Genomic DNA, 11,693 nt, shown 5'->3' with positions numbered 1-11,693 from the left:
GGGGGCGGCGGCTCGCCCCCGCTCCGGGTCTCTCCGCCGCGGTGACCGGCGGTACGGCCCCGGCCCCGCACATGTCCGCACGTCCGCCCGGGGCACACGACTCGACGGTTCGTCTCATGGCGGCCCAGGGAGGCCGGAGCCGGTCCCGCGGGGCGGTCACTTCCTCCAGAACAGGTGGTGGGTCACCCCGTTCGGGCTGGGAACGGCCTCCAGGTGGAACCGGTCGAGCAGTTCGTCGGGGGACTCCCAGAGCCGTACCCCGGACCCGAGCTTCACCGGTGAGACCACCACATGCAGGGTGTCGACCAGGTCGGCGTCGAGGAACTGCCGGATGGTGGTGGCACCGCCGCCGAGTCGCACGTCCTTGCCCTCCGCCGCCTGCCGGGCCTGCTCCAGGACGGTGGCCGGGTCGCCGTCGGTGAAGTGGAACGTGGTGTCGGACAGGGTGAACGAAGGACGCTTGTGGTGGGTCATGACGAACACCGGGGTGCGGAACGGCGGCTCGTCACCCCACCAGCCCTGCCACTCGTGATTCTCCCAGGGTCCGCGCTGGGGGCCGAACTTGTTGCGGCCCATGATCTCGGCGCCGATGTCGCGGCCGTAGTCCCGGGTGAAGTAGTCGTCCAGGCCCCGGCTCCCCCCGGGTTCGGTACGCATGGGCCAGCTCGCCGTGGCACCGGCCCAGGCGAACATCCTCTCGGGGTCGACATGCCCGAACGGCCTCTCCAGGGTCTGGTCCTCACCGGCACCGATCCCGTCGAGCGAGACATTGAAGTTCTGGACCCTCAGCAGCTGAGCCATGCGTTCCTCCTGTGGTGGACAACAACGGTGGTAGGACTCCCCAGGGCCGGAAACTCATCGCAGCTTCCGAATCTCGGCTCCCCCGCGTCCCGACCTACCAGGTTCGCGTGGAGCGGACGTGCCCCGTGGCGCCGTTTCTTCTGCGTGCTCAGGTGGGCGACGACGACCGCCGCCCGACGACCGCCGCACGAACCGGTCCGCCGGCCTACCTGCCTGCCTGCCTGCCACGACCGGGACAGGGCCTGGCGCGCGGCCGGGACAGGGCGTCGGCCGGACATCGTTCAGGGGCTGTCGGCGGTCCAGTCGAAGCGGCCCGGGTCGCCGGGCCGGGGGTCGTACAGCGCCCGGCCACCCGGGCCGAACCGGCCCAGCTCCGTGGCCAGTACGGCGCCCGCGCTGGTCTCGTCCCGCGTCCAGCCCGTGACATCCAGGAACAGCCCGTCGAGGGGGCCGCCGGTCAGTTCGACGTAGGTCCGTCCCGGCTGCGGCCCTTGACGGGGGTCGTCATGGTCGCGGCCGTACACCCGGCCGTTCAGCAGCTGCTCGTCATCGCCGTTCATACGCTCCAGGCTGCCACCCACCACTGACAACGCGACGGCGACACCGGGGCCACCGGGGGCGGGAAGTGCCGGGGCATACCGGCGCTCGACTTGCGCGCTACTGTCGCAACCTTTACGTTGCCATTGTGTGGCAACGCAAAGGTTGCGAAGGGAGCGGATCATGGTGAGGGACAGGATCGAGCGCGAAATGGTGCTGCGGCATCCCGTGGAACGGGTCTGGGCCGCGCTGACGACCGCCGAAGGGCTCTCCCGGTGGTTCGGCTCGGTGGCGGAGATCGACTTGAGGCCCGGCGGGCGGGCGTACTTCCGCTGGGACGACCTCGGACAGGAGTCCGTCGCCACGGTCGCGGTCGTCGAGCCTCCGCACCGGTTCGCCTTCCGGTGGGGGATCATGTTCCTGCCGGAGGACGACGCGTCACGGACGCTCGTGGAGTTCACCCTGGCGCCGGTGCCCGAGGGCACCAGACTGCGTCTCGTGGAGAGCGGGTTCGCCCAGGTCTCCGACGACGCGGCCCGGGCCGCCCACCAGGCCAACAGCCATGGGTGGAACTCGGAGCTCGCCGAGCTGGGGGCCTACCTCGATGCGGCCGGCTGATGCGGAGGCACAGGCCGTCGCGGTGTTCGCGGCGCTGACGGATCCGACGCGACGGGCCCTGCTGGACGAGCTCGGCCGCGCGGGACCGGCGACCGTCACCGATCTGGCACGGCGGTTGCCGATCAGCCGCCAAGCCGTGGCCAAGCACCTCGGTCAGCTCGCCGAAGCGGGTCTGATCAGCTCGGGCGAACGGGTCGGCCGACGCCATCCCTACCAGCTGGAGCCCGCACCGGTGCGGGCGGCGCAGAGATGGCTGGCGATGCTCGCCGGCAACTGGGACGACCGGCTGAGCGCGCTGGAGAACGCGCTGGACACCACCGACACGAAGGAGTCACGCGACCATGGGCACACCTGAGTTCACCGCCGGTCTGAACATCGCCATGAAGATCCCCAAGGCGCAGTACGACGCCACCGTGGCGTTCTACCGCGACACCCTGGGTTTCGAGGTCGAGGAGCACGACGCGCCCGAGGCACCGACCGTCGCACGGACGCACTCGGTACGGTTCGGCCCCACCACGCTGTGGCTCGACCGGGTCGACAACTACAGCCATCCCGACCTGTGGCTTCAGCTCCACACCGATGACCTGGACGCGGCGACGCGCAAGCTGGCCGAGGCGGGTGTCCATCCGTGCGACGAGGTGGAACCCCTGGTGAACACCGGCTCCCGAACCCACTGGGTCAAGAACCCGGCCGGTGTCGTCCATCTGCTCGCGGAGGCCCGCTGACCCCTGACGGCACCTGCCGCCCGCACGCGCCAGGACCCGGGTGACGTCCGTGGGAAGACCGGCTGTCCGCCGCTGACGCCGCTGTTCCAGCGCGATATCGGCTCCGGGTGCCATGTGTTCGCGCCGACCGTGGCCTGTCCCCCGGTCGGCGCGTCGGCAGGACTCCGCAGGTACGAGCGGTGACCGCGCGGCGCGCCGGTACTCCGTGCCGTACACCGTCCGGCTTGAAGACCGCGGCCGACTGACGTCTTACGGACAGCTCTCCCCACAGGGGACACCCCGCCGCTGTTCGGTGTCACGCTTCTTCTGCCGTCGCACCACACGCCTCATCAGGCAGGTGGGTGCGAGGGAGGAACATCCGCGCCACGGGCCTCCGCCTGCCCAGGCGGCACCTCTGTCGCGCAGCTCAGCCCGCCCCGTACCCCCGTCGGGCGGGTCCTGTTCCGGCCGTCATCCACGGCCGCCGCAGAAGGAGTTCCGAGTGAGACGATCCCCCTTCCGGACGTCGGTGTGCGCAGCGCTGGTCGCGACCGGTGCCGTCCTCGCCGCCGCCCTCCCGTCCGGGGCCGCGGGTGCGGCGCCCGCCGCACCCTCCGTACCCGCTCCCGTCGCGCGGGCCGGTGCGCTGCCGGTGAAGCTCAGCCCCGCCCAGCACGCCGGACTGCTGGCCGACGCCACCGCCGCGCGGGCGGCGACCGCCCGCGCGATCGGTCTGGGCGGCAAGGAGAAACTGGTCGCGCGCAATGTGCTCAAGGACGCCGACGGCACCTTGCACACCCGCTATGAACGCACCTACGGCAGATTACCGGTCCTCGGCGGTGATCTCGTCGTCCACACCGACCCGGCCCGCACCGCCAGGGGCACGGTCAAGGGGGTGACCCGGGCCACCGGCACCCGGATCGCCCTGCCCACCACCGTCCCCGCCCGCGGACCCGCCACCGCCACGACGTACGCACTGGCACGGGCCGGAAAGGACGGGAGCAGGGGCGCCAAGGCCGCCGGTGCTCCCCGCGCGGTGGTCTGGGCCGCCGACGGACGTCCGGTCCTCGCCTGGGAGACGGTGGTCGACGGATTCCTGTCCGACGGAGGTCCCAGCGAACTCCATGTCATCACCGACGCCGCCGACGGCACCGAGCTCCACCGCTACGACGCGGTCAAGCGCGGCTCCGGCAACACCCAGTACAGCGGTCAGGTCCCGCTGGACTCCCTCCAGAACGGCTCCACCTACAGTCTGATCGCCACCGACCACGGAGCGCACAAGACGTTCGACATGAACCATCTGTCGGAGCGGCCCAGAGCGGTCTTCACCGATGCCGACAACGTCTGGGGCGACGGTGTGGGAACCACCCTCCAGACCCAGGCCGCGGACGCCGCCCATGGGGCCCAGGTCACCTGGGACTACTACAAGGGTGTGCACGGCCGCAACGGCCTCCGTAACGACGGTGACGGCGGATCGTCCTGGGTGAACCGCGGCGGGTTCAACGGGGCGCTGTGGCAGGACCGCTGTCAGTGCGTGTCCTACGGCGACGGCCACGGCACGACGACGTTCTACACAAGCGTCGACATCGCGGCACACGAGATGACCCACGGTCTCACCGCCGAGACCGCCCGGCTGAACCTCAGCCGGGAGGCGGAGGGGCTGAACGAGGCGACCAGTGACATCTTCGCCGCCGGGGTGGAGTTCCACACCGCGAACACCACCGATGTGGGCGACTACCTTGTGGGTGAGAGGGTCAACGCCCATGGCAACGGAACCCCGCTGCGCTACATGGACCGGCCCGCCAGGGACGGCGCGTCACCCAACTACTGGTATCCCGGTCTCGGCGCGGCGTACGGCAACGTCACCCCGGGTCACGTCCGGGCGGCCCCCACCCCCGGTCCGGCCAACCACTGGTTCTATCTCGCCGCCGAAGGCAGTGGCGCCAAGACGATCAACGGTGTCGCCTACGACAGTCCCACCGCCGACGGACTCCCGGTCACGGCGATCGGCCGGGCCGCCGCCGAACGGATCTGGTACCGCGCCCTCACCGTCTACATGACGTCCAACACCGACTACGCCGGCGCCCGCACCGCCACCCTGGCCGCGGCCGCCGACCTCTACGGCGTCTCGTCGCCCACCTACACCCGCGTCATGGACGCCTGGGGAGCGGTCAACGTCGGTACCCGCTCGGGCAATCCCGCGCCCCGCCCGCCGGGCCCCGCCTTCGAGAACCTCACCGATGTCCCTATCCCCGACGCCCCGGGTGGCGGGACCTCCGGCGCACCGGCCTTCTCGTCCATCGGCGTCAGTGGGGTCACCGACCCCGCGCTCGCCCGTATCGAGGTGGACATCGTCCACGGCGGCATGCTGTACGTGGACCTCGTGGCACCGGACGGCACCGTCTACAAGCTCAAGGACATCTACGACGGAGCACCGGTCGCGGCCACCTACACCGTGGACCTCTCCCCGGAGGCGCCCAACGGCACCTGGAGGTTGCGGGTGCAGGACACCACCCCGGGAGGTGTGGGCCACATCAGCGGCTGGCGGATGACCTTCTGACCCTCGGGCCGTCGCGTACACGACTTGCACTTGACGTGCACGTCAACTCCTAGCGTCGCTGTCGTGCGGCTGTGCCCGCGCATCCGCACGACAGCGGGCCGGTGCGGCCTGCTTTCCCCGCGCCGAGGAGAGACCGACATGAACGCCGCTCCGGTTCCCGCCACCCACCGTGAGGTCCATCTGGCGGCCCGCCCCGAAGGGCCCCTCACCACGGACCACTTCAGGCTGGTCGAAGCACCCGTACCGGTCGCGGGACCGCGGCGGATACTGGTGCGCAACCGCCTCATGGGCGTCACCGCGGTGATGCGCACCCTGATGGCGGGGAACGGGGAACTGCCGATGCCCGGGTACGCGCCGGGCGCCGTCCTGTCGGGTCCCGCGGTGGGCGAAGTGATCTCCGCTCCGGAGGGCTCCCTGAAGCGCGGGGACCTGGTCGAGCACAACGCGGGATGGCGGGAGTACGCGGTTCTCGGCGAGGACGAGGCGCAGCGCCTGGACCTGGAGGCGCTGCCCGATCCCGTCGCCCATCTCTCGCAAGGCTTCGTGGCATGGCTCGCGGTGGTGCGCGGAGCGGAGATCCGGGCCGGGGACACCGTCCTCGTCACCGGCGCCGCGGGTGGTGTCGGCACGATGGCCGGTCAGTTCGCCCGGCTGCACGGCGCCGCCAGGGTCATCGGCAGCACGAGCTCCCGGCAGAAGGCCGACCGGCTGACCGACCGGCTCGGCTACGACGCGGCCGTGATCCGTTCGGCGGGACCCATCGACGACCAGTTGCGTGCGCTGGCCCCGGACGGGCTGGACGCGGTCATCGACCTGGTGGGCGGGGACCAGTTGCGTGCCGCGCTCGCGCAGGCCCGTCAGGGGGCGCGGATCGCGCTGGTGGGCAGTCTCGCCAGTCAGACGGCGGGCAGCGCCACGGCGCCGGTCGTCATCGACACCGCTCATGTCCTGAACCGGGGGATCACCCTGCGCGGTATCGCGGGCCACGCGCATCTGGACGCGCTGGGGCAGTGGACCGAGGAGTTCGGCCGAGGGCTGCGGGCGGGGACCCTCACCGTGCCTCATACGCTGGTGCACGGCATCGACCGCGCTCCGCAGGCCCTGTGCGACCTGCTCGCCGGACGCCATATCGGTGCGGTACTGATAGAGCTCTGACGACGGCCACACGGGGGGGCGGGAAGACGGGATGCGCATAGGCGATGTGGCGGCGGCCACGGGGCTCACCACGCGTGCGGTGCGCTACTACGAGGAGCAGGGCCTGCTGTCCCCCGGGCGCACGCCATCCGGTCACCGGACCTACACCTCGGCGGACATCAGACGGCTGCGGACCGTCAGCGAACTGCTTCAGGCGGGCCTGACCGTCTCGGACGTCCGGAGCTTCGCCCACGTCCTGGACAGTGCGCCCCTCCGGGACCCGTCCGGGGCCGGTGAACCGGACCGCTGCGATGTCGCGGAGGTCGCTCAGCACCGCCTCGGGGAGCTCGACCAGCGCATCGCACGGCTGTCGTCGATCCGGGACGGGCTCGCCTCCCAGCTCACCAACCGTTTCGGTGACCTCTTCGCACCGGCACCGGCACCGGCACCAGGTCCGGCGCCGGCGTCAGCACCGGCGTCCCGTCCCGGGAACTGCCCGGCGCCGGACGGGACGTGACCGTCCCGCTCGGGCCGGACAGGACGCCGGGCCCCGCCCGGCCTGGGAGCACCGGTCGGCACCTCCGGGTGCTGGGCGGTGCGGGCGGTGCCGGTCAGTGCTCCCGTCGCAAGGCGGCGCAGGGCGCTACCGGTCAGTGCTCCCGGTGCCGCCCGGTCGTTTCACCCGCCCGACGGACCGGTCACGCCGGATCAGGCCCCCGGTACCAGGGGCTCGTCCAACTCCAGCCGCGGCCAGTCCGCGAGGTCCCGCAGGAGCTGCCGGTCGTGCGTCGCGACGACCACGGCGGCGCTCGTGCCGCGGATCGCCTCGGTCAGTTCGTCGACCAGCGCCGACGACAGATGGTTGGTCGGCTCGTCGAGCAGGATCAGTCCGGGCCGCCCGGCCAGCGCCAGCGCCAGGTCGAGGCGCCGGCGCTGCCCCTGCGACATCCGCCCGACCGGCGTGCGCATCGCGTCGGCGTCCAGCAGACCCATCGCCCTGAGCGGGACGGCATCGGCGTCACGCAGTGTCCCGCGGGCCACCAACCGCCCCATATGAAGCCCGTGCACCTCGCGGGCGGTCGGTCCGGGTTCCTGCCCTGCGGTCTCCTGGGTCACCCGGACGACCCGTGCCCCCTCCGCCGTCCGGACATGGCCGGCCGTGGGCGTGAGCGAACCGGCCAGCACCGCGAGCAGCGTGGACTTCCCGGCACCGTTGGGTCCGGTGACGAGCAGTCGGTCGCCGCCGTCGAGGACGAGGTCGACCGGACCGGCCAGCCGGCCCTCGACCGCGACGCCGAACGCCCGTAGCTGCGGAGCGCCCGGCCGGACACCGGGGTCCGGCCAGCGGAGCGCCGCCGGTGGCTCCGGTACATCGATCCGGTGCGCCTCCAGGGCGTCCTGCTGCCGCTTCAGGGCCTGCACCACGCCCGGTGCCCGGGACTGACGCTGGTGCTTGCCGGTCCCCTTGTCCGGCCGCCAGCCGGTGGAGAGCCGGTCACGGGCCTTCGACACGGCGTCCTTCAGCCGCCGGTGCTCGGCCTGCTGCTCCTCGTGGTCCTGCTCCCAGCGGTCACGCTCACGGCGTCGGGCGTCCTGCCAGCTGTCGTAGCCGCCGGCGTACAGACGCGGCTTGCCGTCGCGGGCCGGGTCGAGGTCGAGGAAGCGGTTCGCGATGTCGCGCAGCAGCGCGCGGTCGTGGCTGACGACGGCGAGCCCGCCGTCGTGCTCGCGCAGCCTGCGGGTCAGGAAGTCCAGCCCGCCCGCGTCGAGATGGTTGGTCGGCTCGTCGAGCAGCAGGATGTCGTGCCGCGCGCCGAGCAGGCACGCGAGCCGGACCCGGTAGCGCTGCCCGACCGACAGTGTCGACAGGGGGCGGTCGCGGTCGGCGCAGGCACCGAGGGCTTCGAGTGCGACATCGACGCGGCGTTCGGCGTCCCACGCGTCGAGCCGGGTGGCGGCGTCGAGTGCGGACGCGTAGCGGTCGTCGGCCGAGGGGTCGCCCTCGGTCATGGCCCGGGTCGCCTCGTCCAGGGCGGTGAGGGCCGCGAGCGAGGCGGCCAGCGCCTCGGAGGTCAGGGTGCCGACGGTCTCGCCGTCCCGTGCGGACAGTTCCTGGCGCGCCAGACCGATCGTGCCGGCCCGGTGCACGGTGCCGTTGTCGGGCGTGAGCAGTCCGGCGAGGACGTGCAGCAGGGTCGTCTTGCCACGGCCGTTCTCGCCGACGACGGCGATCCGCGACCGGGCGGAGACGGTGACGGAGACGTCGGTCAGGACCCGCCGGGACCCGCGGGTGACGGTGACGCCCTCGGCGCGGAGGTGTGCGCTGCCGTCGGCCGGGACGGAGCGGGACATGGCTTCGGGGGTGGGAGTGAGGTTCAACGGAGGCTCCGCGACTCGCAGTGGGAGCCGGGCAGCGGGAAGTGGCCGCCCGGCGGGAACCGGGACGGCGAGCGCAGATTCGAAAGGGAGAAGGCGCCGCCGTCAGCGGGCGGAGCGGACCTTCTGCGACCAGATACCTCGTGCCATGACAATCATGCTAGCAGCGCGGCTTTCCCCGCTCCTCCGGTTTTCCGGCGTGCCCGTCGGGGCCCGGCGGGCGCGTACCGCGGGGTTGCGGGCGGCGGACGGGGCGGGCGGTGCCGTCGTCCGCGGTCACTCGGACGACGACCACGATGTGTGCCGGCTCCGCGACGCGTTCGGCTCTCAGCCGTCAGACGGACGCGGTCGTGGGTCGCCGGTGCGGCCAGGTCGGGCCACTACTTCCAGACATTCAGGTGGTAGGGCGGGTAGGGGTCACATCTGAACTCGGTGATGAGCCAGATGGCGACCAGGTGGTTACCGATCCTCTCGCAATGCTCGTAGGACTGGTGCGGACCGTACGAGACCCAGTGGGCGGCCCCCGCCGCGGAAGCCGGCGGTGCGGCCTGCGCGGCCGGAGCGGCCAGCAGCCCGGTGCCCACCAGGAACACGGCCACAGTTGCGGTGGAGAGCATTCTGCGTAGGGACATGGCGATACGCACTCCTTCTTCACCCGGAGTACCGGAGACGTCACTCCGGTGACTGGCCGAAGCTTCCCGTCAGGTCTCCCCCAGGACAACGGGTAGCGCACATTCCTGTTACCCCCCGATCGGCGGGGCTCCCGGAGGGGGTACCCGGGCCGCGTGGCGTGCGCTCCTCCTGCGTCGGCCGCGGAGGCCGACTGTCCGTGTCTTCGCCGAACCATGCCGAATGTGTCGATGGACGCCGACGGCCACCGGCCATGGGCCGGTGCCGCGCCGCCGGTGGGCCGGCGGTCAGGTCCGCCGGTCCGGGGCCACGTACTCCGTCGGGCTCATGTCGTAGAAGTCGCGGAAGGCGCGGGCGAAGCTGCTGGGGTCCTCGTATCCCACGCGCTGGGTGACCGAGACCACCGACGAGCCCGCGCGCAGCAGCCGGGCCGCGGCGTGCATACGGCTTCTGGTGCGCCACTGGCCGAACGTCAGTCCGGTCTCCGCGACGAAGGCCCGCTCCAGGCTGCGCCCGCTGGTCCGTACCGCGAGCGCCCAGTCGCGGATGCGCCGGTCGTCGCCCGGGTTGAACAGCAGGGCGCCCGCCACCGCGGCCGCTCCGGGGCTGGTGGGCAGCGGGAGGTCGTCGGAGGCCAGTGCCCGGCGTTCGAGGATGGACAGCACCTGCCGCTGGATGTTCGCGGAGGGGCGGATGATGGTGCTCTGGCTCTGGTGGAGGGCCAGGAAGTAGATCTTCTCGTCGTTGCGGATCGAGACGACCGTGATGTCGGTGAGCACGGTCGCGATCTCGTCCACCGAGATGGAGAGCGGGAACAGGACGGAGTTCGCCCGGACCTCCAGCGCGTGCCTGGTCCCCGCGGGCAGCCAGACGACCTCGCCCTCGGTGATCTCGACGGAGGTCTCCCCGCACTGTACGAGGGTGCTGCCCCTGATCTGCCAGAGCGCCATGTGTTCGTCGTCGTGGACCCGTTCGGGGATGTCGACGCCCGGTATGTGCAGCGGGAAGTCGAGTGACGAGAGGGCCGCGTGCGCTCCGGGGTCCCTTCGGCGTGGGGTCATCCGTCGGCTCCGATTGTCATCATCCGCATCGAAGTTGTCACTTTTCGCACTGGAGCCATCACATAGGTAAGGCTAACCATAGTTGGCAGCACATAGCGCCCTGCCGACCAGGTCATCAGACGGGTCCGGCCCGGGGCATCACCACCCGAGAGGTCCCATGCAAGCCTTGCGTACACCCCGAACCCGCGCGGCACGTCTGGCCGGAGCCGTCATCGCCGGGCTGATCCTGGTCACGGGCTGCGGCGCGGGTACCGGTGAACCCGCTGCCACGGGGACCTCGGCCGGTGCCTCCGCCGCTCTTCCCGCCGGGGAGGGCGTGACCGAGTACCCGCTGACCCTGCGGACCCCGTTCGGTGACACCCGGCTCGACCGGCGCCCCGAGCGGATCGCGGTGGTCACCGCGAACACCCTGGACACCGACGCGCTGGTCGCGCTGGGCGGGACACCGGTGTTCGCGCCGTCGACCGTCGACCGCAATCCCTGGCTCGACGCCGACGACATCGGGAAGATCGACAAGTTGTGGGACGCCGAGGCGGGTACGGAGGTGTCCGCCGAGGCGGTCGCCGCCGCGTCCCCGGACCTCATCGTCGCCCTCGCCGCCTACGAGACGTTCGACCAGGCACGGTTCGACAAGCTCAAGGCCATCGCCCCCGTGCTCCACGCGCCCGCGGGCGAGCTGACCTGGCAGGAACTCACGCGGAAGCTGGGCGACACCCTCGATCTGACCGCCGCGGCAAGGAGCGCCGTCGAAGCGGCGGAGAAGAGCGTGGCGAAGACCCGCGCCGACCACCCCGAGTTCAAGGGCAGGACCGCCACGCACGTCATCGTGTACGACGAGAAGTACGGTCCCTATTACGCCAGCTCCCCCGGCTCCGACACCGCGCTGCTCTTCGAGCAGCTGGGCTTCGTACTGCCCGCAGCCGCCAAGAAGTTCACCAAGGACGGCACGATCAGCGACGAGCTCGTCGGACTGATCGACGCGGACTTCCTGCTGCTCAGCACCTCCGGCGACCCCGGGTACTTCGTGGACGCGCCCCTGGTCGAGGCCGTGCCCGCGGTGGCCGACGGACGAGCGGTCGTCAACGCGCAGGACAAGAAGTCCGGCACCAACCACTTCGCGTGGGGACTGAATGTGCAGAGCGTGCTGAGCGTGCCGTGGCTGATCGACGAGCTCGCCGATCTGGGTGGAAAGGCGATCCGTTGAGGCACGCCGTGTCGGGAGGACGGTCGTCCATGGCCGCTCCTCCCCCGGACCCCGGCCCCGTCCCGGAC

Annotated in this window: 12 protein-coding genes; 7 read left to right on the top strand and 5 right to left on the bottom strand. The window is 71.6% G+C overall.

Going from position 1 to position 11,693, the window contains the following annotated elements:
- Positions 1–156: 156 nt before the first annotated feature.
- A complete protein-coding gene (locus AB852_RS25980) occupies positions 157–801 on the bottom strand; it encodes a dihydrofolate reductase family protein (protein WP_073792618.1) in 645 nt (214 codons plus the stop codon).
- Between the two features lie 281 nt (positions 802–1,082).
- Positions 1,083–1,361, bottom strand: a complete 279-nt coding sequence (locus tag AB852_RS25975) for a hypothetical protein (protein WP_073792617.1) — start codon at positions 1,359–1,361, stop codon at positions 1,083–1,085.
- Positions 1,362–1,521: 160 nt separating this feature from the next.
- Here AB852_RS25975 and AB852_RS25970 point away from each other — a divergent pair, with 160 nt between their 5' ends.
- The 6 genes from AB852_RS25970 (at position 1,522) to AB852_RS25945 (ending at position 6,871) form a co-directional block, all read left to right on the top strand.
- Entirely contained in the window at positions 1,522–1,956 is a 435-nt protein-coding gene (locus AB852_RS25970; protein WP_073792616.1) for an SRPBCC domain-containing protein, read from the top strand.
- On the top strand, positions 1,943–2,311 hold the full coding sequence (locus AB852_RS25965) for an ArsR/SmtB family transcription factor (RefSeq protein WP_073792615.1): 369 nt from the start codon (positions 1,943–1,945) through the stop codon (positions 2,309–2,311). Before AB852_RS25970 ends, AB852_RS25965 begins: the two co-directional genes overlap by 14 nt.
- Entirely contained in the window at positions 2,298–2,681 is a 384-nt protein-coding gene (locus AB852_RS25960; protein ID WP_073792614.1) for a VOC family protein, read from the top strand. Before AB852_RS25965 ends, AB852_RS25960 begins: the two co-directional genes overlap by 14 nt.
- Before the next feature lie 481 nt (positions 2,682–3,162).
- On the top strand, positions 3,163–5,220 hold the full coding sequence (locus AB852_RS25955) for a M4 family metallopeptidase (protein ID WP_073792613.1): 2,058 nt from the start codon (positions 3,163–3,165) through the stop codon (positions 5,218–5,220).
- A gap of 138 nt (positions 5,221–5,358) precedes the next feature.
- A complete protein-coding gene (locus tag AB852_RS25950) occupies positions 5,359–6,375 on the top strand; it encodes an MDR family NADP-dependent oxidoreductase (protein ID WP_073792612.1) in 1,017 nt (338 codons plus the stop codon).
- A 31-nt stretch (positions 6,376–6,406) separates the two neighbouring features.
- Complete coding sequence (locus tag AB852_RS25945; protein ID WP_073792611.1) at positions 6,407–6,871, top strand: MerR family transcriptional regulator; 465 nt, start codon at positions 6,407–6,409, stop codon at positions 6,869–6,871.
- A gap of 191 nt (positions 6,872–7,062) precedes the next feature.
- On the opposite strand, the gene AB852_RS25940 is transcribed toward AB852_RS25945, so the two are convergent.
- From AB852_RS25940 to AB852_RS25930, 3 genes are all read right to left on the bottom strand, one after another.
- Entirely contained in the window at positions 7,063–8,733 is a 1,671-nt protein-coding gene (locus AB852_RS25940; RefSeq protein WP_073792610.1) for an ABC-F family ATP-binding cassette domain-containing protein, read from the bottom strand.
- A gap of 377 nt (positions 8,734–9,110) precedes the next feature.
- A complete protein-coding gene (locus tag AB852_RS25935) occupies positions 9,111–9,362 on the bottom strand; it encodes a hypothetical protein (protein ID WP_143201283.1) in 252 nt (83 codons plus the stop codon).
- 285 nt (positions 9,363–9,647) lie between these two features.
- Positions 9,648–10,421: a helix-turn-helix transcriptional regulator gene (locus tag AB852_RS25930; RefSeq protein WP_073792608.1), complete on the bottom strand. Its 774-nt coding sequence runs from the start codon at positions 10,419–10,421 to the stop codon at positions 9,648–9,650.
- A gap of 166 nt (positions 10,422–10,587) precedes the next feature.
- Between AB852_RS25930 and AB852_RS25925 the strand changes: the two genes are divergently transcribed.
- Positions 10,588–11,625 (top strand): ABC transporter substrate-binding protein, encoded by a 1,038-nt coding sequence (locus AB852_RS25925; RefSeq protein WP_073792607.1) that lies wholly within the window; start codon positions 10,588–10,590, stop codon positions 11,623–11,625.
- Positions 11,626–11,693: the final 68 nt, after the last annotated feature.

This window comes from Streptomyces uncialis (assembly GCF_001905345.1).
Classification (GTDB): Bacteria; Actinomycetota; Actinomycetes; order Streptomycetales; family Streptomycetaceae; genus Streptomyces; species Streptomyces uncialis.
The sequence above is the reverse complement of the archived record's forward strand: the minus strand, read 5'-3'. Positions and strand labels throughout refer to the sequence as shown.

Excerpts from the sequence above, each read along its gene's own strand:
- AB852_RS25980 (WP_073792618.1), bottom strand. The coding sequence starts at position 801 with ATGGCTCAGCTGCTGAGGGTCCAGAACTTCAATGTCTCGCTCGACGGG.
- AB852_RS25975 (WP_073792617.1), bottom strand. The coding sequence starts at position 1,361 with ATGAACGGCGATGACGAGCAGCTGCTGAACGGCCGGGTGTACGGCCGC.
- AB852_RS25970 (WP_073792616.1), top strand. The coding sequence starts at position 1,522 with ATGGTGAGGGACAGGATCGAGCGCGAAATGGTGCTGCGGCATCCCGTG.
- AB852_RS25965 (WP_073792615.1), top strand. The coding sequence starts at position 1,943 with ATGCGGCCGGCTGATGCGGAGGCACAGGCCGTCGCGGTGTTCGCGGCG.
- AB852_RS25960 (WP_073792614.1), top strand. The coding sequence starts at position 2,298 with ATGGGCACACCTGAGTTCACCGCCGGTCTGAACATCGCCATGAAGATC.
- AB852_RS25950 (WP_073792612.1), top strand. The coding sequence starts at position 5,359 with ATGAACGCCGCTCCGGTTCCCGCCACCCACCGTGAGGTCCATCTGGCG.
- AB852_RS25945 (WP_073792611.1), top strand. The coding sequence starts at position 6,407 with ATGCGCATAGGCGATGTGGCGGCGGCCACGGGGCTCACCACGCGTGCG.
- AB852_RS25935 (WP_143201283.1), bottom strand. The coding sequence starts at position 9,362 with ATGTCCCTACGCAGAATGCTCTCCACCGCAACTGTGGCCGTGTTCCTG.
- AB852_RS25930 (WP_073792608.1), bottom strand. The coding sequence starts at position 10,421 with ATGACCCCACGCCGAAGGGACCCCGGAGCGCACGCGGCCCTCTCGTCA.